The sequence below is a fragment of the Paraburkholderia unamae genome (genome assembly GCF_003268775.1).
Taxonomy (GTDB): Bacteria; Pseudomonadota; Gammaproteobacteria; order Burkholderiales; family Burkholderiaceae; genus Paraburkholderia; species Paraburkholderia unamae.
Map to the genome: position 1 here is coordinate 98663 of NZ_QLSU01000020.1, position 24995 is coordinate 123657.

Sequence of the window (24995 nt, forward strand, 5' to 3'; positions counted from 1 at the left end):
GCGCGCCGCTTCATTGCGCCGCGTCACTGCGTGGCGTTGCCGGCCTGCGAAGCGGCAGTGCTTGCGGTCGCGGTGGCGCTCGCCGCAGCATTGCCTGCGCTCGCGCCAACCGTCTCCTCGTATTCCCGCTTGCTCTTCAACGCGTTGAACAGGACCGTGCCGATCACGAACAGCACCACCACGACAATCAGCACGGCGACGCCAAACGTGGGGCTCTTCTTGCGCGGTTCATTCATCGGTCGTGCCCAGCCTCGAAGAAAGAGGTAAGAGGAACGGGCATTCTACGCCGCGACGCCTTGCAGACGGCTTGCGCCCCGGTCGGCCGCGTGGCCATGCAACCGGTGCGCCTGGGTGCTTACCCACCTATGCACCACTACGCACCGGCAGCGCCGTCGAATACTTGAGCTGCTCCATGGCGAAGCTCGAACTCACGTCGAAGAGCGGCACGGTGCGAATCAGTTGCTTGTAGACGCGGTCGTAGTCGTCGATATCGGAGACGACAACCCGCAGCAGGTAGTCGGTCTCGCCGCTCATGCGATACGCCTCCACGATCTCGGGAATGTCCTGCACCGCGCGCGTGAAGGTCTGCGCCCACGCCTCGGTGTGCTGGTTCGTGCGCACCGCGACGAACACCGTCATCCCCACGCCCAGCTTACGCGCGTCGCACAGCGCGACCTGCGCGCGGATCACGCCGGTCTCCTTCAGGCGCTGCACGCGCTTCCAGCACGGCGTTTGCGAGAGATTGACGCGCTGCGCCAATTCGGCCACCGGCATGGTTGCGTCCTGTTGCAGCAGCTCCACCAGCTTTCTGTCGATGAGATCCATTTTCGCATTCCCCGATGTGTAGAAATTTATTCTACACGAAGCGAAAACGGGAAAAGAATATGAAAACACTTTCTCGGTGCGAACAGCTATAAATTCTTCTATGCAAACCGGGAGAAGAAAACGCCATGAACGCCCCCGCCGAACTCGCCCTGCTCGCCGCCGTCCATACGGCGGAGCAACATGCCGCGGCCGTTGCGCGCCTGTGCGCCGCGCTCGACGCTGCCTTCGAAGCCTGCTCAACGCCGCACGCCCCGTCGCGCTGCGCCCGCTTCGCGCGCGGCGTGCGTGAAGCGCTCGCGCACGCCCTCGCCGACCCGGCGCTCGTCACGCCCGCCCAACGCGAAGGCGCCGCCGACACCTACCGGCGCCATCTGATCGCCACCGACAGCCGCGGCCGCTACACGGTCGCCGCGCTCGTCTGGCAACCGGGCAACGCCAGCCCGATCCACGCGCATCACACCTGGTGTGGTTACGCCGTGCTCGACGGCACGCTGACCGAAACGCTCTACGCCTGGGACGAAACGCGCCAGGGCGCGAGCGTCGTACGCTCGCATGCGCGCGCGGGCGGCGCGGTGGCCTTCGGCGGACCCGGGCGCGCGAATATCCACCGGCTCGCCAACGGCAGCGACAAGGAGGCCGTGTCGCTGCACATCTACGGCGTGCCGGGCGAGCGCATCTCCACGCACGTCAACGACGTGCTGCCGCTCGCGCAGGAAGGCGCCGAAGCGGCGGCGCGCTGAAAGACATCGCGGCACGCGCGCCACGGGTCAGCGCTGCCGCCCGAGATCCATCGAAGACGCGATAGCCCGCTGCTGGGCGCCTTCGTCCACCGAAGCCTGCGCCGCGTCTCGCCGGGCTGCGTCGAGAATGCGCTGGCGCGATTGCTCCGGGTTCAGCAGCACGAGGCCGAGCGCCCCGCTCACGAGCAGCAACGCCCCCACCACGATGAAACCGTGCTCGTAGCCGAGCGCCGGGTTGCCCTGATTGGCCTGCACGATGCCGCCCATCAGCGCGGGGGCGATCAGGCCGGCCAGCGTGCCGATCGAGCTGTTGATGCCGAGCAGCGCGCCGCGCTGCCTCACGGAGACGATGTCGCTGATCATCAGCGGTCCGAACGAAAACACGAGCTGGCTCAGCGCGCCGCCAATCGCGAGGCAAGCGACCTTGAGCGCGGGGCTGAGGCCGCTCGACGTCGCGAGAAAGAGTACGCCGCCGAGCATGGCGAACCCGCTCACCAACACGCCGCGCGCAAGACGCGAACTCACGCCCTTGCGAATGAGCCGCTGCGAGACCCACGCAAGCAACAGCGTGACCGGAATGAACGAACCGACGATGGTCGAGAAGAGCCAGCCCGTCACGATGGGCGCAAAGCCCAGGCCGAGGCGCAGATATACGGGGAACCACGTGAACGCGAGCGAAATGACCGCGTACTCCACGAAATAGATGAACAGCACGCCCATGAACGTCCGGTTGAGCAGCAGGTGGCGATAGGCGATGATTTCGCCCGCGCCGTCATGAGGCACGCCCGCCGCATGGCTTGCCGCGCCCACCGGCCCGTCGCGCCCGATCACGAGCCACAGCGCCGTCCACACGAGGCCGACGATGCCCAGCGCGAGAAACGCCATGTGCCAGTCGTAGCGCACGATGAGGTACGAGAGGATCGGCCCGGCGAGCATGAGGCCCGCGCTCGCGCCCTGCTGCACGATGGTGTTCGGCACGTTGCGCCGCGCGTTGTCGAACCACTTGTAGCAGGCGTGCTGCGCGAGCGGGAACGCGGGCCCTTCGCCCAGGCCGAGCAGCACGCGCGAGGCGATGAGCACCGGCAAGGTCACGCTCGCCGCGACGAGCGGAAACTGGACCGCGCTCCAGATCACCGCGAGCAGCACGAGCAGCCACTTGCTCTGCACGCGGTTGGCGACGAAGCCAAAGCCGATGCCCGAGAGCGAGAACAGCAGAAAGAAGCTGCTGCCCACCAGCCCGAACTCGCGCGGGCTCAGGTTCAGGTCGCGCATCATCGGCACGGCCGCGAGGCCGAACACGGCCTTGTCGGCGAAGTTGATCACCATGAACAGAAACAGCATGGCTACGATCAGCCACGCGCGTATCGATCCGCTTGCTGCCTTTGCATCCATTGTCGTCTCCATGTCGTTTTGTGTTCGTTGGTTTGCGTCTGCGGGCTTGCCTGTCTACCGCGCGGACAGCGTCGTTTCGAGCGCGGCCAGCGCCGCGTTCGCCTGCGCCACGAGTGTCGCCATCTGCGCCGCGACGGTTGTGGGCGCATCGATCGCGAAGACGCTCTGCCCCGCCGCCTCGTAAATCAGATCCGCGCGGTCGTACTCGTGCATCGCGCTGAAGTCGGCGCCCGTGAGCGCCTGCTGCTGCGGCATGGGCAGCGGCGCGGGCGCGCCGCTCGCCTGCCATGCGTCGATCCACGCGCTGCGCACCACGCGGCACGGCTTGCCGCTGTGCGCGCGCGTGACGAGCGTGTCGTCGCTGTTCGCCTCGACGAGTTTTTGCAGCAGCGCGGGCGGCGTATGGTTCTCGGCCGCGCCCAGCCACAGCGTGCCGAGCCACGCGCCCTGCGCGCCCATGGCGAGCGAGGCCGCCACCTGCGCGCCGGTGCCGATGCCGCCCGCCGCCAGCACGGGCCGCCCGGCCGCCGCCGCGACGATCTGCGGCACGAGCGAGAAGGTGCCGATCGGCCCGGTATGACCGCCCGCGTCCGCGCCCTGGGCCACGAGCGCATCGACGCCGAGCGCGAGCGCCTTGTGCGCGTGGCGCGGCGAGCCGACGAGCGAGATCGTGTACTTGCCCGCGGCTTTCGCGCGCGCGATCAGCTCGGGACGAATGCCGATCGCCGTTGCCACGGCGCGCGCGTTCGAGGCGAGCACGGCTTCGCTCTGCGCGTCGAACAGGGCCTCGCTGCGCACCTGGGTCGTAAAGAAACTCGGGCGCGTGGGCGCGGCAAGACCGAAGCGCTCGCGCAATCCTTCGACGAATTCGACGTGCCCCGCCGGCAGCGCCTCGCGCACGCCGCCGATGTCGGCATGCCGCGGCACACCGGCGGGCAGCATGAGGTCGATGCCGTACGGCTTGCCCGCGAGCCGCTTTTCGATCGCGGCGATGATCGGCGCGATGTCCTCGGGCATCTCGCGCGCGAGACCGAGCACGCCGAAGCCGCCCGCCTCGGCAAGCGCCACGATCACGTCGGGCGCATGCGAAAAGCCGAAGATCGGGTAGCGCACGCCGAGCTCGCGGCAAATGGCAGTGGGGCCGAGCTGCATCATGAGGTCTCCTGGGGTCTCGCTCGTTGCGCGCTTACTCGGCGCTCTGGTGCAACTGGTGATGGCGCGCGTCGTGCAGCGGCGCGCGCAACGTGAGCTTCGCGATATTCAGTTCGTGGATCTGCGTGGTGCCCTCGTAGAGGCGGAACAAGCGCACATCGCGATAGAGGCGCTCCACGGGGTTGTCGGCGATATAACCGCCACCGCCATAGACCTGCACCGCGCGATCGGCCACCCGTCCGCACATTTCCGAAGCAAAGAGCTTGCACATCGAGGCGGACATCGTCACGTCCTCGCCGCGGTCGCGGGCACGCGCCGTCTCCAGCACGAGCGCGCGCGCCGCATGAATGTCGGTATTGCTCTGCGCGATCAATTGCTGCATGAGCTGGAACTCGGCGATGGCCTTGCCGAACTGCTCGCGCGATTTCGCGCGCGCCAGCATCTCGTCGAGCAGACGGATCGCCGGGCCCACGCACAGCCCCGCGAGATTGATGCGCTGCTTGTTGAGCGCCTTCATCGCGCTCCTGAAGCCGCGTCCCGGCTCGCCGCCAAGCAGCGCGGACGCGCTCACCCGGCAGCCTTGCAGATGCACCTCGCCCACCGGCGAACCACGCTGCCCCATCATGCGATACGCGCTCGACGTGGAGAGCCCCGGCGTGCCGCGCTCGATCAGGAAGGCCGATACGCCGCTCGCGCCCGGATCGTTCGGGTCGGTGCGCGCGAACACGGTGAACAGGTCGGCGATCGGCGCATTCGTGATGTAGCGCTTGCTGCCGTCCAGCACGTAGTGGTCGCCTTCGCGGCGCGCGGTGGTGGTGAGCGCCGTCGCGTCGGAACCCGCTGCGGGCTCGGTCAGCGCGAAGCAGCCCGTGATCTCGCCGCTCGCGAGGCGCGGCAGGTAGCGGCGCTTTTGTTCTTCGGTGCCGTCCGCGATCAGCGCCTCCGAGCCAATGCCCGTGTTGCCGCCAAAGCGCGCGCGGAAGGTCGGCGCGGCCTGCGAGACCACCATGTTCACGCACGCCAGTTCCTCGGTCGTGAGGCCCGCGCCGCCGTAAGCCTCGGGAATGCTGTGGCCGAACAGGCCCAGCTCGCGCATGCGCGCGACGAGCGGCTCGGGCAGCACGTCGGTGCGGTCGATTTCCGCTTCGAGCGGAATGCACTCGTCCTGCACAAAACGGTAGAGCTGGGTGAGCAGGCGGTTAAGGCGTGCGGCGTCGCGAATCATGGTTTCTCCAGTTTCTGTTGCTTCGGTTGTTTCTGTGGGTTATCAGGGCCCCGCCGCCGGGCTCGCGTCGTGCATGTCGCTCATGTCGCTCACCTCGGTCATGCCGCACGCGCGCTCGATGCGCAGCGCCGCTTCGAGCAAGAGCGGCGCGACCGTGCGCTCGATCCAGTCGTCGGCGAGACGGCGGCTCACGATCGTGCAGTTCAGCGCGATACGCTCCTCGTCGGGCGGCTGGCGCACCGGCACCGCGATGGCGTGGATGTCGCGGATCCAGTCGCCGCGGCTCAGCGTGAAGCCGCGCCCGGCGAAGGCGGCGCAGTCGGCTTCCCAGAGCGGCAGGTCGGCGGCGTAGCGCTCGGGGTCGTTCAGGCGCAGCCGGTTCAGCACGGCCTGGCGCTCCTTCGCGCTCTCGCCGATCAGCAGCGCACGCCCGATCGAGGTGGCGAGCAGCGGCCGCGTGCTGCCGATGTCGGGCTGCGCGCTGTTGTCGCGTCCCGGCCGGCAGGTATCGACATAAACCACGTTGAGCCGGTCGCGCATGCCGAGATTCACGGAGCAGCGCGTTTCGCGTGCGAGCTTCTCCATGTAGGGCCGCGCGATCTGGCGGATCTGCATGGCGGCGAGCATCGGATAGCCGAGCGTGAGCACGCCCGCGCCAAGCCGGTAGCGCTGGTACTTCTCGCTGCGGTTCAGGTAGCCGAGCAGCGTCAGCGTGTAGGTGAGCCGCGAGATGGTGGCCTTGGGCAGCCCGGTGCGGTCGGCCAGTTCGCGGTTGCCGAGCATCGGCTCGGCTGGCGTGAACGCGCGCAGGACCTGCAAGCCGCGCGCGAGGTTGATGGCGAACTGGCGGTCGGTCGAATCGGCGTCGGGCGGCGCGGGCAAAAGCGGCTCGCCGATGCGCCCGGCGCGCGCCCGCTCCACGCCTTGCGTGGCGTCGGCGGCATCGGTTGCCCCGCGCCGCGCCGCGCCAGTACGCGCGGCGCTTTTCCCGGTGACGGATGAAGTGGGCGTTTGCATCTGCGTGGCTGGGCGTCGAGGCCTTTTGGGAATGGACGAACTCATGGTCGATAAACGCCTTTGGGTGGTCAAGAAAATCAGCATAGTGTTTCGCTCTGCGGTACGCCAGTTGAGCCTGGACGCCGCTCTCGCCTACTGTTGCTGGCAGACAAACTTCTTCTGGCACGAGGAGACACGATGGTCACGCCCCCCCTCACCGACACTCCGCCGGCCGGCCCGCTCGCGGGCGTGCGCATTCTCGACCTGTCCACCGTGGTGGCCGGCCCGTTCGGCGCGACGCTATGCGCCGATCTCGGCGCCGAGGTGACGAAGATCGAGTTGCCCGACGGCAGCGACGCGCTGCGCAAGCTGCAACCCGTGAAGGACGATCTTTCGCTCTACTGGAAGGTGACGAACCGCGGCAAGCGCGGCATCACGCTCGACGTGCGCAAGGCCGAGGGCCGCGCACTGCTGCTGCGGCTCGCGGCGCAGGCCGACGTGCTCGTCGAGAACTTTCGCGCGGGCAAGCTGGAGGAATGGGGGCTCGATTTCGACACGCTGCACGCGGTGAATCCGCGCCTCGTCGTGCTGCGGCTCACGGGTTTCGGGCAGACCGGCCCGTACCGCCAGCGCGGCGGCTTCGCGCGCATCTTCGAGGCGATGAGCGGCCTCACGCAGCTCACCGGCGAGCCGAACGGCGCGCCGCTGCACATGAACTTTCCGATGGGCGACACGGTGGCGGGCCTGTTCGCCGCGTTCTCGATCGCGGCCGAGATGGTGCGCATGCGCTCGGACCCGGATGCGCGCGGCGTGGAGATCGATCTTTCGGCAACCGAAGCGCTCTTTCGCATGCTGGAGCCGCTCGCGGTGGAGCGCGAACAGCTCGGGCTCGTGCGCGGCCATCACGGCAACCGCGCGACCTACACCGCACCGTCGAACATGTATCGCAGCGCCGACGGCGTGATGTTCTCGCTCGTCGCCTCGTCGCAACCGATCTTCCGGCGGCTGTGCGCGGCGCTCGAACACAACGACGTGCCCGACGACCCGCGTTTCGCCGACAACGTGAACCGCGTGGCCAACGCGCAGGCGCTCGACGCGCTGCTCGAAAGCGCCTTCGCCGCGCTGCCGTTCGCGCGGCTCACCGCGCGCCTCACCGAAGCCGGCGTGCCGCACACGAAGATCTACACGATCGACGACATCGCCGCCGATCCGCATTTCATCGCGCGCGAAACGATCATCCGCCTGCCCGATCCCGACCTGGGCTCGGTGCCCGCGCCCTGCGTGGTGCCGCGCGTGAAGGGACGGCCCGCCGCCGTGCCGCGCAGCGGGCCCGCGCTCGGTGAGCATAACGAGGTGGTGTACGGCGCGCTGGGGCTGGGCGAGCAGGCGCTCGAACAACTGCGGCGCGATAAGGTGATTTGAGCGTGAATTGAGGGCGAACTGAAGGTGAACCGCGCGCCGCGAATAAAGCGGCGCGCAGCTTTCGTCAGAGGTTCATTCGCTTAGTAGTCCGTGGTGAGCTTGCCGGGCGCGAGGCATGGATGCCGCTCGATCGACGCCTCGCCTGCCCGTCTCACGGCGTCGCGCCCGATCACCGTGCGATGCACTTCGCTCGACCCCTCGCCGATCTGGTTGAGCTTCGCATCGCGGAAGAAGCGCTCCAGCGGAAACGCCTTCAGATACCCGCGCCCGCCCGTAAGTTGCAAGGCGTCGGTGCACACCTTCATGCCGAGGTCGGTGGCGTGCATCTTGGCCATCGAAGCCTGCACGGCCGCATCGGCGTCGCCGCGATCGTAGCTCGCCGCTGCGGCATCCACGAGCGCGCGCGAAGCTTCGATCTGCGTGATGGCGTCGGCGAGCATCCACTGCACGCCCTGATGCGCGCCGAGCGCCTTGCCGAACACGTCGCGCTCGCAGCAATAGGCCGCGGCGATCTCCACGGCGCCCATCGCGCGGCCAAGGGCCATCGAGGCGTGGCCAAGGCGCGCGCGCACCAGCGCATCCTGCGCGAGCGCGAAGCCCTCGCCTTCGGCGCCCAGACGCCAGCGCGCGTCCACCGCCACGCGATCGAACGCCAGTTCCGCGATCGGCACACCGAACCAGCCGAGCTTGTCCACGGCCGGCCCCGCCGTGAGGCCAGGCGCGTCGCGTGAAATGAGCAGCGCGACGAAGGGATCGTCCTCGCTTGCGCTCGCCCCTTCGTCCACGCAGCGCGCGACGACCACGTACCAGTCGGCGACATTCGCGCGCGTGATGAACTTCTTGCGCCCGCTCACGCGATAGCCCTCGCGCGTGCGCTCGGCGCGCGTCGCAAGCGCGCGCACGTCGGACCCGGCGCCCGGCTCCGTCAACGCGAACGCCGCTTGAATGCGGCCTTCGCAAAGCGCGGGCAAAAGCTGATCCTGCACGGCGTCGGATGCGCCCGCAACGATCGCGCGGCACGACAAGTCCGCGCCCGTCACGAGCGAAGCCGCCGCGCTGCATACGCGGCCCAGCTCCTCGATCAGACGGATGCGCAAACGCTGACGCGCCTCGCTGCCGCCGAAGCGGCGCGGAAACGCCGTCGCGATGATCCGATGCTCGACGAGCAGCGCAAACGTGTCGGCGGCAAACACGTCCTCGCGCGCCACGGCTTGTGCATTCGGGCCGATCGTCTCGCGGCATAGGCTGCGCGTGGTCTCGAGCAAGGCGAGTTCGTCCGCTTCCAGGGCGTGCAGGAAGCGCTCGCTGAAGAGGCGAGTCATCGGGTTGTCTCCTTGGGTTCGGCATTTCAGTCGAAACGGATCACCGCGCGGCCGCGCGTTTGTCCGCGCACTTGACGCTCGCAGTGTTCGGGCACGTCTTCCAGACGAATCGTGGTGGCAAAGCGTTCGAGCCCGCGCGGACGCCAGACGCCTGCCATGCGCGCCCACACCTCGCGGCGCAGCGGCATCGGCGGGTTGGCGTTGATGCCGAGCAGTTGCACGCCGCGCAGAATAAAGGGCAGCACGCTGCCGTCGAAGGTATTGCCGCCCGCATTGCCGAACGCGGCAATCGGCGCGCCCTCGCGCATGGTCGAGGCGAGCCACGCGAGCGTCTCGCCGCCCACCGAGTCAAGCGCACCGGCCCAACGCGCGGAGCGCAGCGGCTTGCCTGGCGGCTCGATCGCGCTGCGCGGCAACACCGTCGCAGCGCCGATGGCTTGCAGCCACGCAGCGGCGTCGGCTTTTCCCGTGATGGCGACGACCTCGTAACCCGCCGCAGCGAGCATGGCGATGCCGAGGCTCGCCACGCCGCCCGTCGCGCCCGTCACGACAACGGGGCCCGCGCCCGGCGTAAGCCCGTTGTGCTCCATGCGGTGGAGTGCGAGCGCGGCCGTAAAGCCGGCCACGCCCAGCGTGGCGGCGCAGAAGAAATCGAGCCCGTCGGGCAGCGGCATGACCCAGTCGGCGCTCGCGCGCACGCGGCTCGCGAAGCCGCCGTCATGCTCGACGCCGATGCCGAAACCGTGCACGGCGACGGCGTCGCCGGGACGGAAGCGCACATCTGCGGAACGCTCCACGGTGCCGTACGCCTCGATGCCCGCGATGCACGGCAAGCGCCGCATGATCGGCGCGCGCCCGGTTACGGCGAGCGCGTCCTTGTAGTTGACGGCGCTGTGAACGGTGCGGATCACGACTTCGCCGGGACCTGGCGCAGCGTCCGCATCGTGGGGGAGATCGACGAGAACGCCACCTACACGCGCCTGCGCGCGCTCGTTGGCGTTGTCATTGGCGTCGTCAGCTTCGAGCTTGTCTACGCGAATCGCGCGCAAGGGGGATGTCACGGCCTCGCCTCCGGCAATTGAATATTTGCCGGCCATGTTCGCACAGGCCTTTACGGCCTCGAACAGAATGCCGCGATTGTTTCGCTCTGCAAAACGGGAGGGCGAAGGTCCGGCCGCGCGCTCAGCCGCGTCCGCCTGCGGTGGGAATCTGTGGTGGCGCGCCTTCGGGTCCGGCGGTCGGCGGCGGCGCAGGCCGCGGCTCGTGAGAGGCGTCGCCGCTCGCGCGCGCCTGGCCATGCGCCGCTTGCGGCCCATGGGTTGCATCGTGCCGCGCCGCGACGTCGCCGCTGTGCGACGACATGTGCACCTGCATCTGCGGCACCGGCATGTCGATACCGGCTTCGTCCATGTGGCGCTTCAGGCGTGCGTTGAACGCGCGCGCCACGCTCCATTGCTGCAACGGCCGCGTCTTGATCTGCCCTTTCACGACCATCCAGTTCGGGTCGAACCGGTCGAGCCCCCACACCTCCACGGGCCCAAGTATCTCGCGGCGGTAACGGAAGTCGGCCACCAGCTCCGCGCCCGTCTCGCGAATCATGCGCGTGACCGTGTCGAGATCGACCGAAAACGGCACGCGCACCTCGAACACGGCGAACGCGAAATCGCGCGACAGGTTCTTCACGATCTTGATCTGCGAAAACGGGATCGCGTGAATGGCGCCCTGCCCGTCGCGCAGCCGCACGGTGCGGATCGACAGGTGCTCCACGGTGCCCGCGTGGCCGTTGTCGATGTCGATCCAGTCGCCCACCGAAATGGTCTCCTCGATGATGATGAAGAGGCCCGTGATGAGGTCGGCCACGAGCGACTGCGCGCCAAAGCCGATAGCCAGGCCGATCACGCCCGCGCCCGCGAGCAGCGGCGTCACGTTGATGCCGAGATTCGCGGCGGTGACGATGCCCGTGATGGTGAGAATCGTCACGAGCACCGCATTGCGCACGAGCGGCAGCATGGTGCGCGCCCGCGTGCTGGGCGCGCGGCCCTTGGTGCGCGGGCCGCTCGGATTGAGCGCTTCGAGTATCGCCGTGTCGAGCACGATCCACACGAGCCACGCGAGAAACACGGTGGTGACGATCGCGAAGATGGCGTGGGCGATGCCGCGCGCGGCCACGTTCGCTTCGATGATGGCCGCGAGCGAAATGTCCCACAGGCGCGCGCACGACTCGAAATACGCGAACCAGATGAACACCACGAGCAGCGTGCCCGCGAAGCGCAGCAGCCGCCGCAGATACGGCGAGCGCCGCCGCACGCGCGCGGGGTCCGGACGCGTGATGCGCAGCACGACCGCCGAAAGGAAGAACGCGAGCACGAGCAGGAGCGCGGAGACCACGGAAATCTGCAACACGTCGTCGCGGCTGCCGATGCCGCCAAACGTCGCGACGATCGAAGCGACGGCGAGCAGCAGCATGGGCAGTTGCCAGAGCGAGGCGAGCACGTCGAAGACTTCGGTGAGCGCCTTGTGGCCTTGGCGCAGCGTATAGCTGCGGTTGCGGATAAGGTGCGCGACCGGCCGCCGGAACCCGACGGCGAACACGACCGTGAGCACGGCGGCCGCCATGTTCGCGGCCGTGCTCACCAGCGCGGCCAGGTTCACGCCCAGTTGGTGCGCGACCTCGAAGTTGGTCGCCGCGTCGCCGAGCGCGGCCAGCACGCCGATGGCGAATAGCAGCCGCCGCGAGCGCACGATCAGCACGTGCACGGCCACCCGGCGGTGCCCCGAGCCGAACAGCGAAAACATGATGAGACAGATCGACGAGAACACCGCGCCCGCGACGATCGCATAGGCGATCACGAGCGCCAGCGTGCGCCCGAGCGCCTCGGGCATCGAGCGCTCGACCACGAGCGCGCCGACGAACGCCACGATCCAGGGCGCCGCGCGATGCACGACGAAGATGAGCAGGTCGGTGGTGCGCGGATTGGGCCGCAGTCCCGTTTCGACATCGAAGCGCCTGAGCAGGCGCCGCTCGAGCCAGCGCAGCGCCGCCGCGCATGCGCCCCAGCCCGCCAGCATGGCGATCAGGTCGAATACGATGCGGCCGACGCTTTCCCCTTCACCGCCCGAGGCAATCATGTAAAGCTCGTTGCCGGCCGCGCTGAAGCGCCCCGCCCAGTAGTGAAGAGGGCTGCGGCCGCGGCGCGCGTCCGCTTCGATCGAGGCAAGGCCCGAGGCGATCGCGCCGAGCAGCCCCGACGTCCCCGCCACGCCCGATGCGGGCGCGGGCGCGACGTTCTGCGAGGCGCTGCGCAGTTTCTTGAGCTGGTTGAGAAGCGCGGTGCGCTGGCGCTCGTTGTCGAGCGTCGCGATCACGCTGTCGAGCGAGCGCGTGAACTCGGCCTGGCTTGCCGGCGACGGCGCCGATGCCGCTTCGGCCGCCGACGCACCCGAGGCCGTCGCCGGCGCACCAGTAATGATGCTCTTGAGCACCGGCAGCACGGGCGCCGTGGCGCCCTGCGCGGCGGCCGTCATCGGCGCGCCCAGCCCCGCCGCGAGCCATGCGAGGAGCATGAGCGCGCGCACGAAAAGGGGCAGAAGGCGCGCCGGCGCGGCGCGGGAAACACGTGCACGATCCGCCGGCTCGCCGCGCATGCACGGCGGCCCGGCGCCCGCGCCATCGCGTCCGATGCTGGGATTCATGGCGGAGGGGCTAAAACAGGACGTTCCAGTTTAGCCGCACTCCGCCCGGGCACGCCTCGCGCGTGCGTAACAGTTTGTCAGCGGTCGTGTTGGCGCGTGAACGTGTCCCTCGACGGGCCGCCCATGAATCCGCCCGACCAACGCTTCACTAGCGCCTCAGTAAGCCACGGTGGCGATCTGGCGAATGAAGCGGCCCTGCTCCAGTTCGTCCACGAAGGCGATCGCGTAGTCCTCGGCCGAAATGCGGCTTTCGCCCTTCGCGTCGGCGATCAGCGTGGCCGCGCCGGTGCGGAACGCGCCCGTGCGCTCGCCGGGGGCGATGATCGCGGCCGGCGCGAAGAAGGTCCAGTCGATGTCGGCCACAGTGCGGTAGTAGCCGAACGCGTCGCGGTGCGCGAGGGCGATCGGCTTGTAGGCGTCGGGGAAGCCTTCCGTGTCGACGAGTTGCTTGCCAGGCGCCACTTCGAGCGAACCCGCGCCGCCCACCACCACGAGGCGCTTGAGGCCCGCCGCGCGCACGCCTTCCACGAGCGCGCGGCTCGCGATCAGCAGGTCGGCGAGCTTGTCCTTCGGCGGCGCGTAGGCGCTCGCGACCACGTCGTGGCCCTGCACCGCAGCGCCAATGCTCGCGGCGTCGAGCAAATCGGCCTTCGCCGCGTGAACGTTGGGCGCAGCCGCCACACGCTCGGGCTGGCGCACCAGCGCGCTCACCTGGTGACCGCGCCGTGCGGCTTCGGCCGCAATGCGCGAACCGACCATACCCGTTGCGCCAAAGAGGGCGATTTTCAGCGTCTTGCTCATGGACTGACTCCTGTCTTCCGTGTTTATGTAACCAACTAAGTTACATTTAAGGGGCGAAAAAACGGGGCGATGCCCCGCTGTTGAATCTTCCGATGGCGCGCGCCGCTCATGCACGCCGCGCCCGCGCGCGCTCCAGCTTGCGCTCGCTGCGCGTCATGTCGTCGACCACGTCGGCGAGCGTGCGCGTGGCGAGCGACGCCTCCATCGCGCGCTGTGCGTCGTCGATCACCCCGCGCAGCGTCTGCTGGATATGCCGCCCGACCATGCAGGCCGGGTTCGGCTCCTCGCGGTGCATGGCGAACAACTGCGCGTCGTCCACCGCCCGATAGGCATCGAGCAGCGTGATCGCCTGCGGTTCGCGCGCCAGCAGCGCCCCGCCGCCCGCGCCGAGTTGCGATGTGGTCAGGCCCGCATTGGCAAGCATCGACAGCAAACGGCGGATGAGCGCGGGATTCGTGTTCACGCTGCCCGCGATGATCTCCGACGACAGCGGCACGCCCTCGCGCTGCGCCAGCAGCGCGAGCACGTGAACCGCGAATGCGAAACGGCTGCTCGTATTCACGACGAACCTGCCACGTTCGAGCGGCGCACCAGCGCGCCAAAAAGTGTAACCATGATAATTACATTAATCCGTAGCGTCAACCCATCGGGCCTGGACACGCGCCGCGCCCCGGCACGGCCTTACTTTGAAGCATCCGAAGCCGGCGCCGATGCGGCCGCCGCCGCGTTGCTCGCCCAACGCTGCAACGAATGCCCGGCGCTCGTGAGGCCCGTACCGGTGGCCGCGGCGGCCTGCCCGAGCAAGGCCTGCGCCGTGCTCGCGGCGCCGTGCAGTTGCCCCTGGGCCGCGGAAGCCAGTTCGGCCGTGGACGCGCTCGCCGCCTGGCCCTGCGAGGCGGCCGAATCGAGCTTCTGCTGCGCCGCACCGAGTTGCTGGTTCACGAAGCTCGCCGCCTTGTCGAGCGTTTGCGCGGCCTGGCTCGCAGCCTGGTTCGCGACGGCCTGCGTGGCCTGCTTCACGGCGTCGGCGGACTGCTTGCCGAGGTCGGGTGCGGAAGCGTCCTGCTTGTTGCAGCCGGCCGTGAGCGCCACGCACACGAGAAGCGGCGCGAAACCCAGCCTTGTCGTCGATACCTTCAAAAACATGGTCATCCTGAGAAGTTCACCGCATGGAGCGGCTTGCATAGGTGAAAACGCGGCAATGATACGCCGTCGCGCCAAACCCATTCTGACGAAATCAGCGAAAACCCCGCGCGCTCGAAAACGGGCCGCGACAACGCGCTCGCATCCACGCTCAACACGCTCGCCCGCGACTCGCGCGCGAACGCTTCGAGCCGCGCCACCAGCGCCGTGGCGAGCCCGCGGCGCGACCAGGCCGGCGCCACATACAGCATCTCCACGTGATCGCGCGGAAAGAGCTGGCCGAACGCCACGGCAGCGCCGTCGCAGTGTGCGACCAGTGTCACGCCGCGCGCCAGTCGCGCCTCGAAACCGGCGAGATCGTCGGCGGCCGCGGCCCAGACCGCACGCTGCGCCGCGTCATAGTGCGAAGCCGCCAGCGTGGAGACGGACGCGCGAAACAAGGCGGCCAGCGCAGGCGCGTCGCGCCCCGCCGCATAGCGGCGCCAGTCGATGGAAACCGGCGCGCGACCGCTGCCGGAATGCGTTGCAAAATCGTCAAACATGTTGAGGTAGACTCCGTGAGCGCACGATCTGTTCCACCGTCCCCTCTGGAGATCAACGATGGCCGTCAAGAAGATCCTGTTTCTCACCGGCGACTTTGCCGAAGACTACGAAACGATGGTGCCTTTCCAGGCGTTGCAGGCCGTCGGCCATCGCGTCGACGCCGTGTGTCCCGGCAAAAAGGCCGGCGAGCGTGTGAAGACCGCCATCCACGACTTCGAGGGCGACCAGACCTACACGGAAAAACCGGGCCATCAGTTCACGCTCAACGCGACCTTCGACGAGATCGACGCCGCCGGCTACGACGCGCTGGCCATCGCGGGCGGCCGCGCGCCGGAATACCTGCGCCTGAATCCGAAGGTCATCGAGCTGGTGCGCTATTTCGCCCAGGCGAACAAGCCCATCGCGGCAATTTGTCATGCTGCGCAACTACTCGCCGCCGCCGAGGTGATCCGCGGCAAGCGCATCTCGGCCTACCCGGCCTGCGCGCCCGAAGTGCGACTCGCGGGCGGCGAATACGCCGACATCGCCATCGACAGCGCCGTGACCGACGCGCCCTTCGTGACCGCGCCGGCGTGGCCCGCCCACCCCGAATGGCTGCGCCAGTTCCTCGCGCTGCTCGGCACGCGCATCGAGCCGTAAGCACCCGATCGTCGACTCGCTCATCGCTCGCCGTGCGCACCGGTCCTGCACACGACATGGTGCGAGCCGACTTGCGATTCGGACTGGTCTGATTTCACCGCACGCCGCCACTGGCCAGAATGAGCGCCAGTTATTCGGAGTGCGAGTCGATGAATCTAACAGACTGGTTAGTGATACTCGCGATCGCCCTGGCGGCGATCGCTTTTTTTTGTTCGCGTAACGGGCGCAAGGGCAGCTTGACCGACCGCGCGCGCCACGCGCATGGCACGCGTCTGCTCGTGCAGGCCACGCTGGCCTTGTGGGCGGCCCTGCTCGTGCTCGAGCGCTGCTTCGCCGGGTCCGTCAGCGTGCCGTTCGGGCTCGGCGCGAGTCCTCGCGTCGCGCTGGCCGTGGCGCTCGCGCTCGCAGCCGTGGGCGGCATCTGGTCGTTTCGCGCAAGCCGCCTGCTCAAGGCGCGCCGTATCTTCGGCGCCTGCTGAGCGCACGGCTATATCACATGCAATATGACTAGGCGCCCGCGGGCGGGCGCAAAACCGTTCCCGCTTCCGTGCCTGGCTGCGTGCCCGCCTGCGAACGCGTCTCGGTTCGCTCGCCGGCTTTCGCATTCGCACCGCCGGCGCCGTCTGCGGCGGTGCTGCTCGCCTCCCGCTCCGCGCGTTCGAGCGCGCTGATGATCTGCTCGGCGTCGCCGGGCGCCGGCGGCGCGACCGCCAGCGCGTCGGGCAACGACAGATAGAACGTCGTCCCCTCGCCTTCCACCGACTCCACCCAGACGCGCCCACCGTGCCGCTCGACCACGCGCCGCACGAGCGCGAGCCCGATGCCCTCGCCCGGCGCGACATTGCCGTGCATGCGCGCGAACGCCTGAAAGAGGCGCGGCAGCCCCACTTCGGGAATACCGAGTCCGTTGTCGCGCACATAGAAAATCTGGAGCGACTCGACACCCGGCGGCGCGCTCGCCGTGCCGATCTCCACGCGCCCTTCACGCTCCGGATCGAGATAGTTGAGCGCGTTGCCGATCAGGTTCGCAAACACCTGTTCGAGCGCCGTCGGATCGCCCCAGACATCGGGCAGCACCTGCACGCTCACCTGCGCGCCGCGCGCGCGAATCGAAGCGTGCATGGCGTCGACTACGCGCTGCACGAGCTCGCGCACGCCCACGCGCTGGCGCCGGTACTCCACGCGGCCCACGCGCGCGAGGCGCAACAGCGCGTCGATGATGTGGGACGCGCGCAGCACGGCCGTCTGGAGATAACGCAGCGCCTCGCCAATGTCCTCGTTGATGGTTCGCTCGATGCGCTCGCGCACCTCGGGCGCCAGCGAGGACTTCGCCACGCGCTCGCGCAAGTCGTTGCACGCGTGATCGAGTTCGCGCGAAAAACCCTGGAGGTTCACGAGTGGCGCGCGCAGATCGTGCGACACGCCGTGGATGAACATCTCGTTTTCCTGCGTCTGCTGGCGCAGGTTTTCGTTGATGCGCGCGAGCTGGTCGGCACGCCGCGCGAGGTCGGCCTGAAAACCGAGACGCAGGCGTTCGGCCTCGATCAGCCGCTGGCTGATCTGATGGAGCGTGAGGTCGAGTTCGGCGATTTCGTCGTTGCCTGCCGTGAGCGGCGCGAGCGGCTCGTTCGCGGCGAGCCGGTTCGCGTTGTCGGTGAGCGCGTCGAGCCGCCCGCGCACGCCGCGCGTGAACAGCCACACGGCCAGCGCCACCAGCACGATCGACCCGATCACGGCCGCCATCACGAGCGTTTGCTGCTGGGCGCGCGCCGCCTCGGCGGCGCTCACGCGCATCACGTCGAGGCGGCGCTCCTCGGTCTGGAACGAGACAATCTGCGCGCGCACGCGGTCAAGCACGTCGGCGCCCGTGAGCGCACGAAAGCGCTCGGCCAGGTCGGCGCGACGTCCCGAGCGCAGCAGGTCCTGCATGCGGTCCGACCACTGGCGATAGTTCTGCACCGCCTGGCGGATCTGCACCGCGCGCTCGACCTGGGACGGATTATCGGAGACGAGATCCACGAGCCGGTCGATGCGGCGATCCACGTCCATCCACAACGAAACGGGCGTCACATAACGCGTGTCGTCGGCCGCCACCGCGCCACGCAGTTGCACCGACTCCACCAGCACCGGTTCGAGTACGCGCGACGCCTGGGCCAGCACGGACTGGCTGTGCTGGCCCCAGCGCTCGGCAGCCTCGGCGTCGGCCTCGGTCTTCACGATGGCCGACAGCAGGATCAGTTCGAATACGGCGGGAATCGCGATCAGCAGAAGCCCTTTTGTCGTGAGACGCATTGCTTGGCGGGTTCGGGGCGACCGGACGCGCGTGAGGTGGCGATGCGGCCATTATGTCGGCGTTTGCGCCCTATGTGTGCCCTGCTGCGGCTCGACCGGGCAGGCGGCGGCATGGTGTGGAATTCGCACAACGCGAGGGTCCGCGCCACGCCACGCGCTCGCCCCCAGGAAAGTTTTCGAATAGCCGACAACACCTTGATAAAGAAAGGAAATTCGAATTTATCGCCCTATTCTGGCGCGCCATTTCCCCACCTTTGCGCGCACGCCCAGAAAGAGTGCCGCGCCGTGGTGCATGTGAGACGTGGCCGAGCACCAGATTTGCAGACCTCGCACGGCACTTTTTCCCGCTTCGGTGCACGTCCGCACCGGCTTAACGCGTTTTCTTACGCTCGTTCACCAGTTTGGCGCTCAAGCTGGCCCGCATCTTGCTGACTATGCGCCCATTTTGGGCAAACTGGGCAAGCCAGATGGACAATCTCAAGACCGGCACCGACACGCTGTTTCTGCTGCTCGGCGCAGCCATGGTGCTCGCCATGCACGCGGGGTTCGCGTTTCTCGAACTCGGCACCGTGCGCAAGAAGAACCAGGTCAACGCGCTCGTGAAGATCCTCGTCGATTTTTCGATTTCGACGATCGCGTACTTCTTCATCGGCTATACGCTCGCCTACGGCGTGCAGTTCTTCTCGCACGCCGACGTGCTCGCCGAGCACAACGGCTACTCGCTCGTGCGCTTCTTCTTCCTGCTCACCTTCGCGGCGGCCATTCCGGCCATCGTGTCGGGCGGGATTGCGGAGCGCTCGAAATTCAATCCGCAACTGTTCGCAACCTTCGTGATCGTCGGTTTCATCTACCCGTTTTTCGAGGGCATGGTATGGAACAACCGCCTCGGTTTCGAAGATGCGATGACGCACGTGTTCGGCGTACCGTTCCATGACTTCGCGGGCTCCGTGGTCGTGCACGCGTTCGGCGGCTGGATCGCATTGCCGGCCGTGCTGCTGCTCGGACCGCGCCACGGCCGCTATACGCGCGACGGCCGCATTGCCGCGCATCCCCCCTCGAACATCCCGTTTCTCGCACTGGGCGCGTGGGTGCTCGCGGTGGGCTGGTTCGGCTTTAACGTGATGAGCGCGCAGACCATCGACAAGATCAGCGGCCTCGTCGCCGTCAACTCGCTCATGGCGATGGTGGGCGGCACGCTCGCGGCCTGGTTCGCGGGCCGCAACGACCCGGGCTTCACCTACAACGGGCCGCTCGCGGGGCTCGTGGCCGTGTGCGCGGGATCAGACATCATGCATCCGCTCGGCGCACTCGTGACGGGGGCGGTCGCCGGCGCACTGTTCGTCTATATGTTCACCTGCGTGCAGAACCGCTGGCGCATCGACGACGTGCTCGGCGTGTGGCCGCTGCACGGACTGTGCGGCGCATGGGGCGGGATTGCGGCCGGCATTTTCGGCCAGCACTGGCTGGGCGGGATCGGCGGCGTGTCGCTCGGCGCGCAGATCGTCGGCACGCTCGCGGGCATCGTGATCGCCTTCCTCGGCGGCCTGCTGGTGTACGGCCTGCTGCGCAAGTTCGTGGGCTTGCGCATCGATCGGGAGCAGGAGTTCAACGGCACCGATCTGTCGATCCACAAGATCACGGCCACGCCCGAGCGCGAAACGGTCTCCTGACGCTGTACCCACGCGGGCGGCGCCCTGCCGCCCGCGCTGCCCGACATCAGCGGCCCATCAAAGCTGGCCCATTCCGCCGGCAACGATCACTTCGGTGCCGATCATGAAAGCCGACTCCGCCGCGCTCAGATGCAGCACCGTCGAGGCGATTTCCTCCACGGTCGCGAAGCGCTTGAGCGGCACCAGCGCGCGGATCGATTCCTCGGCCGCCGCAAGCGCGGCGGCATCCATGCCGAACTTGTTGTAGAGCGGCGTCTTCACGGGCCCGGGGCTCACCACGTTCACGCGAATGCCGCGCGGCAGCAGTTCGGCCGAGAGCGTCTTGGCGAACGAAATCAGCGCGGCCTTGCTCGCCGCGTAGACCGACGACGTCGGCATGCCGATATGCGCGTTGATCGAGCCGTTGAGCACGATGGCCGCGCCATCGTTGAGCACCGGCAGGAGCGCCTGAATCTGGAAGTACGCGCCCTTCACGTTGGTGTCGAAGGTGACGTCCCAGAGCGCTTCGTCCACTTGCTCGAACGGCGCGAGCTTCGCCACGCCTGCGTTGATGAATACGGCGTCGAGGCGCAGGCCCGCGTCGCGCACGGCGGCGGCCAGTTCGCGCGCGCCGGTGATCGAGGCGGCGTCGTTGCGCCAGGCGTGCGAGTTCGGGCCGAGTGCTGCGCGCGCGGCTTCGAGCCCGGCTTCGTCGCGGCCGGTGACGATGACATGCGCGCCTTCGGCCGCATAGGCTTGTGCGGCCGCGAGGCCAATGCCGCTGGTGCCGCCGGTGACGAGGACAGTTTTGTTTGCAAAGCGGTTCATGACGTTTCTCCTTGAAGGGGTGGGTCCGAACTGCGACCGTGACGCTATGGTGCCGCGAGCAGCTTCGTCTGCCGTGCGATGACCCTGGCGCAAACGTTCGAAGGCATCGAACGTCGTGGCGCGTCAGCCTGTGACCGCGATGCCTTCCACAAGACGTTTCGCCAGCCGCGGTTCGCGCAGCCGGTCGAGCCACCATTGCTGCGCCCGCCCCGGCTGTTCCCCGCGCCACGCCACGTAAAGCACGTTGGGCTCGCGCGCGGCCACCGTGGGCTTCTCGACCAGTTCGCCGCGCTCGATCAGCTTCGCGGCGCGCAGGCGCGGCACCCAGCCCACACCCAGGCCGTCTCGCTGCGCGAGGATCTTGGCGCGCATCGACGGCACCGCCAGCACGTCTTGACCGCCCAGCAGCCCGTAGGCTCGCCCCGGCGTGAGACGCGCCGAGTCGCCCACCGCCACGCCACGCTCGGCAAGCATACGCTCGCGCGAGAGCGGCGCATTTTCGCGCGCAAGCCGGTGGCGCGGCGACACCGCGAATACCCACTCCATCACGCCCAGCTCGAACCAGTGAAGGCCGTCGATCGCGGGCGGCTCGTTGGTCGCACCGATGATCAGATCGGCGCGACCGTCGCGCAGCGCCTCCCACGTGCCCGAGAGCACCTCGTGCGTGAAGCGCAGCCGGACGCCGGACTGCAAGGCGTCGAAGTCGCGAATCAAGGGCATCAGCAGTTCGAATTCGAGAATCTCGTCGGTGACGATCCACAGGCGGTCTTCCCACCCGTTCGCGATCTGCCGCACGCGCTGCGTCATGCGTGCGACGTCCTGCATCAGACGTCCCGCTTCCTCGGCAAGCAGATGCCCGGCCGGCGTGAGTTGCAGGCGATAGCGCCGACGGTCGAAGAGCAGCGCGTCGAAGCGCGCTTCGAGTTGCCGTGCGGCGTGCGACACCGTGGAAGGCGCCTTGTTCAGGCGCACGGCGGCGCGCGTGAGGCTACCGGTTTCGCGAATCGCATCGAGCAAGGCGAGTTCGTCTTCGGAAAGCATGTGCCACTCCATCGAACGGGTATGGTGCGATGGTACGGCAGTTGCGAAGACTGGAGCGTTCGAAGCGCGAGCGTGGCGAAAGCCACCGACGCTGTGTGAAAAAGCAGGCAAAAAAAAGCGCCACGCTTGCACGTGGCGCCTTGAAAAGTTCTAGCCATTCCGAGGGCCGTGCTAGAACCTGAGAGACGATATTCGGCTGGCGAGCGCCGCACTGCCGGGAGCATTACCGGGGAAACCACCGGAAAAATATGCGTAATGCATAGTTCCGGGCATATTAAAACCCCGCAAGTTATACGGGGTTAAGCGGCGTTTCAGCACTTTACCGAAATGAGATTCCATTTTTTACCTGCATGCTGACTAAGTCAAGCAAAATCTCGCCAAAATACGCGAATCATCAAGCATCTCGCATCCATTACAATCGCTTGCCGATATGTGCCCCAATTTTGGGAATGTGATATCGATCACACGCAAAAACTCGCGCCATGTAACACCTGCCCGCCAAGTCTGGCGTTGCCAGAAAGTAACCGGCACGAAACCTACGCAGAACCAGAATCTGAAATCCTGTTTCGGAAAAATCCTTCGCCGATGACCAACCCACCCGAACCGAGCGGCAACAACGAAGCGCCCCGCGAAAAAGACGGCGCCGCCGACGAAGTCACCGCGCTCGCGCGCGGCCTCGCCGTCCTGCGCTGTGTCGCGGCCGCCGACGCGCCGCTGAGCAATCGCGAGCTGACCGAACTGACGGGCATCCCGAAGCCCACGCTGTCGCGTCTCACGGGCACACTCGTGAGCACCGGCTTTCTCGCGCGGCTGCCCGACAGCGAGCGCTTCGTGCTCACCTCGTCGGTGCTGGAGCTCTCCAACGGATTCCTGCGCAACTCCGACATCCGCAGCCGCGCGCGGCCGTTCCTCACCCAGCTTGCCGAACGCACCGCCCTCTCGGTGCACCTCACGGTGCGCGACCGCCTCGATATGGTGGTGATCGACGCGATCCGCCCCCGTACGGCGGTGCTCGTCACGCGCCTCGAAGTCGGCTCGCGCATCGACATGGCGCGCACCGCGGTGGGCCGCGCCTATCTCGCCGCGCTCCACCCCGATGCGCGCACCGAACTCACCGCAGCGCTGCGGGCCTCGACCGGCAACGACTGGGGGTTCGTCGGCAGCCGGCTCGACGCCGCGATCTCCGAGACCTCGGCACAGGGCTACGGGCTCGCGATCGGCGAGTGGTACGACGGCCTGAACGCCATCGCCACCGCGTTCGCCGGACCCAATGGCGAGATCTACGCGATCAACTGCGGCGGCGCCGCGCAGCAATGCCCGCGCGAATGGCTCGTCGCCCACGTCGTGCCGCTGATGCGCGAATGCGTCGCGCGCGTCGTCGAGGAAATCGGCGGCGCGCAGCGCCTGCCCATCGGATCCTGAGTGCCCACCGCCCCTTCGCCTTACAGAAAACCCTCAGCAGGTGTAACGACCGTAACGTCCTGAAAGAAACGCCGCTGGACTGTAACGAAGGGGGCAACGTAGCATCATGCTTTTTGGCGGCAAGGGCCGTCAGGGCTCGCCTGCGCGAAACCGGGCCTGGAGCAGGCCCAGGACGCAATCGCACGCGGCTCGCGCTGGGGCTGCCGGCTCGGCGCCTGCATGGCACACCGCGCGAACGGACGGAACGCACGGCTCACCTGGCCGCGCCCGCAGCGTCCGGTGCGCCTGTTGCGCCCACACGCCAGCCAGCCGCACACCGCCCGTGACCTCATGGCGCGGCCCCGGCCAGCCCGCCACGGCGCCTGACATCAAGCTTGCGCGCCATCCACGTAGCATCGGCGCTCGTGCGGCGCGAGTGCGCCGCCCCATGCGTGCGCCTCGCCGCCCGCGACACATAATCCGCTCACACGAGAGCCCACGAGAACCCGTTACCGACCTGACCGATGGATCAACAAGAAAAGCGCCCGGATTCCTCCCGTAGAGATACGAAGCCGCAGTCCCCCGCTCCGGTCGCCGCCAGGCGCGGCAAGGGCAAGTTCATCGCGCTCGGCGTCGTGATCGTGATCGCCGGCATCGTGCTGGCACGCTGGCAACCGTGGAACAAGGCGCTTTCGGGCGGCAACGCAGCACCGGCGGCCGGCGCGCGCATGCGCCACGGCGGCCCGGGCGCGATGGCCAACATGCCCCAGCCGGTGAGCGTGGCCACGGCGAAGGCCGGCGACATGCCCATCGTCATCACCGCGCTCGGCACGGTCACGCCGCTCGCCGACATCACGGTGCGCACGCAACTTTCCGGCACGCTCCAGAACGTGTACTTCCAGGAAGGCCAGATGGTGAACAAGGGCGACGTGCTCGCCCAGATCGACCCGCGCCCGTACCAGATCTCGCTCGCCAACGCCGAAGGCCAGCTCGCGCGCGACCAGGCGCTGCTCGCCACCGCCCGCCTCGACCTCAAGCGCTACCAGACGCTGCTCTCGCAGGACTCGATCGCGAGCCAGCAGGTCGACACCCAGGCGTCGCTCGTCAAGCAGTACGAGGGCACCGTCAAGTCCGATCAGGCCAACGTCGACACCTACAAGCTCGACCTCACCTACGCGCGCATCACCGCGCCCGTGTCGGGCCGCGTGGGCCTGCGCCAGGTCGATCCGGGCAACTACGTGACGCCGGGCGACACCAACGGCCTTGTCGTGCTCACGCAGCTCGAACCGATCAGCGTGATCTTCACGACCTCGGAGGACAACCTGCCCTCCATCATGAAACAGTTGCGCGCGGGCACGAAGATGTCGGTCACGGCCTACGACCGCAGCAACACCACGATGCTGGAAGCCGGCTCGCTCCAGACCATCGACAACCAGATCGACACCACGACCGGCACCGTCAAACTGCGCGCGAGCTTCACGAACCACGAGCAGATGCTCTTCCCGAACCAGTTCGTCAACGCGCGCCTGCTCGTCGATACGCTCCACAACGCCGTGATCGTCCCCACTTCAGCCGTGCTCAACGGCTCGCAAGGGCAGTACGTCTATGTCGCGAAACCCGACAACACCGTGACCGTGCGGCTCGTGAAGGTCGGCCCCGTGGACGCCGAGCGCACCAGCATCGCCTCGGGACTCGCCGTGGGCGAGCGCGTGGTGACCGACGGCTCGGACCGCCTGCGCGAAGGCGCGAAGATCACGATTCCCGCCGAGCATCCTCAGCACGCGAAGGGGGCAGCGGGCGCATCCGGTGCGAAGGGCGCATCGTGGGCCGGCGCCGCCTCGGGCGCGCATCATGGCCGCCGCCACGCCTCGCAGACGCAAGCCCAGTAAGC

General features: G+C 68.0%; 23 protein-coding genes. 7 read left to right on the plus strand and 16 right to left on the minus strand.

The window, feature by feature from the left end; all coding sequences use genetic code 11:
• Window positions 1–23: 23 nt before the first annotated feature.
• Together C7401_RS28370 and C7401_RS28375 are read right to left on the minus strand one after the other, a co-directional pair.
• Entirely contained in the window at window positions 24–236 is a 213-nt protein-coding gene (locus tag C7401_RS28370) for a hypothetical protein (protein ID WP_112174745.1), read from the minus strand.
• 127 nt (window positions 237–363) lie between these two features.
• The gene (locus C7401_RS28375; RefSeq protein ID WP_112174746.1) at window positions 364–825 is read right to left on the minus strand and encodes an Lrp/AsnC family transcriptional regulator; all 462 of its coding nucleotides are present in this window, start codon (window positions 823–825) and stop codon (window positions 364–366) included.
• 125 nt (window positions 826–950) lie between these two features.
• Between C7401_RS28375 and C7401_RS28380 the strand changes: the two genes are divergently transcribed.
• Window positions 951–1565, plus strand: a complete 615-nt coding sequence (locus tag C7401_RS28380; protein WP_112174747.1) for a cysteine dioxygenase family protein — start codon at window positions 951–953, stop codon at window positions 1563–1565.
• 27 nt (window positions 1566–1592) lie between these two features.
• Here C7401_RS28380 and C7401_RS28385 read toward each other — a convergent pair whose 3' ends face one another.
• Genes C7401_RS28385 through C7401_RS28400 form a run of 4 tightly spaced genes read right to left on the minus strand, consistent with a single transcriptional unit; the run spans window position 1593 to window position 6351 of the window.
• A complete protein-coding gene (locus C7401_RS28385; RefSeq protein ID WP_165842060.1) occupies window positions 1593–2957 on the minus strand; it encodes an MFS transporter in 1365 nt (454 codons plus the stop codon).
• Between the two features lie 54 nt (window positions 2958–3011).
• A complete protein-coding gene (locus C7401_RS28390) occupies window positions 3012–4112 on the minus strand; it encodes an NAD(P)H-dependent flavin oxidoreductase (protein ID WP_224038643.1) in 1101 nt (366 codons plus the stop codon).
• Window positions 4113–4143: 31 nt separating this feature from the next.
• On the minus strand, window positions 4144–5334 hold the full coding sequence (locus C7401_RS28395) for an acyl-CoA dehydrogenase family protein (protein WP_112174749.1): 1191 nt from the start codon (window positions 5332–5334) through the stop codon (window positions 4144–4146).
• 42 nt (window positions 5335–5376) lie between these two features.
• A complete protein-coding gene (locus tag C7401_RS28400; protein WP_112174750.1) occupies window positions 5377–6351 on the minus strand; it encodes an IclR family transcriptional regulator in 975 nt (324 codons plus the stop codon).
• 177 nt (window positions 6352–6528) lie between these two features.
• Between C7401_RS28400 and C7401_RS28405 the strand changes: the two genes are divergently transcribed.
• Window positions 6529–7752: a CaiB/BaiF CoA transferase family protein gene (locus C7401_RS28405; RefSeq protein ID WP_112174751.1), complete on the plus strand. Its 1224-nt coding sequence runs from the start codon at window positions 6529–6531 to the stop codon at window positions 7750–7752.
• Window positions 7753–7832: 80 nt separating this feature from the next.
• Here the strand turns inward: C7401_RS28405 and C7401_RS28410 are convergent, their stop codons facing one another.
• The 7 genes from C7401_RS28410 to C7401_RS28440 form a co-directional block, all read right to left on the minus strand.
• Window positions 7833–9074 carry an acyl-CoA dehydrogenase family protein gene (locus C7401_RS28410; RefSeq protein WP_112174752.1) on the minus strand — a complete coding sequence of 414 codons (1242 nt, stop codon included), beginning with the start codon at window positions 9072–9074 and terminating at the stop codon, window positions 7833–7835.
• A gap of 26 nt (window positions 9075–9100) precedes the next feature.
• On the minus strand, window positions 9101–10135 hold the full coding sequence (locus C7401_RS28415; protein WP_181565716.1) for an acrylyl-CoA reductase family protein: 1035 nt from the start codon (window positions 10133–10135) through the stop codon (window positions 9101–9103).
• 121 nt (window positions 10136–10256) lie between these two features.
• A complete protein-coding gene (locus C7401_RS28420) occupies window positions 10257–12638 on the minus strand; it encodes a mechanosensitive ion channel family protein (protein WP_373864464.1) in 2382 nt (793 codons plus the stop codon).
• A 285-nt stretch (window positions 12639–12923) separates the two neighbouring features.
• Window positions 12924–13568 (minus strand): NAD(P)-dependent oxidoreductase, encoded by a 645-nt coding sequence (locus tag C7401_RS28425; RefSeq protein ID WP_112174754.1) that lies wholly within the window; start codon window positions 13566–13568, stop codon window positions 12924–12926.
• A gap of 106 nt (window positions 13569–13674) precedes the next feature.
• A complete protein-coding gene (locus tag C7401_RS28430; RefSeq protein WP_112174755.1) occupies window positions 13675–14130 on the minus strand; it encodes an Rrf2 family transcriptional regulator in 456 nt (151 codons plus the stop codon).
• Window positions 14131–14249: 119 nt separating this feature from the next.
• Window positions 14250–14714: a BCAL1086 family glycoprotein gene (locus C7401_RS28435; protein WP_112174756.1), complete on the minus strand. Its 465-nt coding sequence runs from the start codon at window positions 14712–14714 to the stop codon at window positions 14250–14252.
• A 2-nt stretch (window positions 14715–14716) separates the two neighbouring features.
• Window positions 14717–15253, minus strand: a complete 537-nt coding sequence (locus C7401_RS28440) for a GNAT family N-acetyltransferase (protein WP_112174757.1) — start codon at window positions 15251–15253, stop codon at window positions 14717–14719.
• Window positions 15254–15311: 58 nt separating this feature from the next.
• Here C7401_RS28440 and C7401_RS28445 point away from each other — a divergent pair, with 58 nt between their 5' ends.
• Both C7401_RS28445 and C7401_RS28450 read left to right on the plus strand, forming a co-directional pair.
• Entirely contained in the window at window positions 15312–15893 is a 582-nt protein-coding gene (locus C7401_RS28445; RefSeq protein ID WP_112174758.1) for a DJ-1/PfpI family protein, read from the plus strand.
• A gap of 149 nt (window positions 15894–16042) precedes the next feature.
• Entirely contained in the window at window positions 16043–16372 is a 330-nt protein-coding gene (locus C7401_RS28450; RefSeq protein ID WP_112174759.1) for a hypothetical protein, read from the plus strand.
• Between the two features lie 28 nt (window positions 16373–16400).
• Here C7401_RS28450 and C7401_RS28455 read toward each other — a convergent pair whose 3' ends face one another.
• Window positions 16401–18185: a sensor histidine kinase gene (locus C7401_RS28455; protein WP_112174760.1), complete on the minus strand. Its 1785-nt coding sequence runs from the start codon at window positions 18183–18185 to the stop codon at window positions 16401–16403.
• Between the two features lie 467 nt (window positions 18186–18652).
• Between C7401_RS28455 and C7401_RS28460 the strand changes: the two genes are divergently transcribed.
• Window positions 18653–19855 carry an ammonium transporter gene (locus tag C7401_RS28460; protein ID WP_112174761.1) on the plus strand — a complete coding sequence of 401 codons (1203 nt, stop codon included), beginning with the start codon at window positions 18653–18655 and terminating at the stop codon, window positions 19853–19855.
• Window positions 19856–19912: 57 nt separating this feature from the next.
• On the opposite strand, the gene C7401_RS28465 is transcribed toward C7401_RS28460, so the two are convergent.
• Both C7401_RS28465 and C7401_RS28470 read right to left on the minus strand, forming a co-directional pair.
• Window positions 19913–20662 carry an SDR family oxidoreductase gene (locus tag C7401_RS28465; RefSeq protein ID WP_112174762.1) on the minus strand — a complete coding sequence of 250 codons (750 nt, stop codon included), beginning with the start codon at window positions 20660–20662 and terminating at the stop codon, window positions 19913–19915.
• 123 nt (window positions 20663–20785) lie between these two features.
• The gene (locus C7401_RS28470) at window positions 20786–21703 is read right to left on the minus strand and encodes a LysR family transcriptional regulator (RefSeq protein ID WP_112174763.1); all 918 of its coding nucleotides are present in this window, start codon (window positions 21701–21703) and stop codon (window positions 20786–20788) included.
• 585 nt (window positions 21704–22288) lie between these two features.
• Here C7401_RS28470 and C7401_RS28475 point away from each other — a divergent pair.
• Window positions 22289–23125: an IclR family transcriptional regulator gene (locus C7401_RS28475; protein WP_112174764.1), complete on the plus strand. Its 837-nt coding sequence runs from the start codon at window positions 22289–22291 to the stop codon at window positions 23123–23125.
• A 503-nt stretch (window positions 23126–23628) separates the two neighbouring features.
• Complete coding sequence (locus tag C7401_RS28480) at window positions 23629–24993, plus strand: MdtA/MuxA family multidrug efflux RND transporter periplasmic adaptor subunit (protein WP_112174765.1); 1365 nt, start codon at window positions 23629–23631, stop codon at window positions 24991–24993.
• The last annotated feature ends 2 nt before the right edge of the window (window positions 24994–24995 follow it).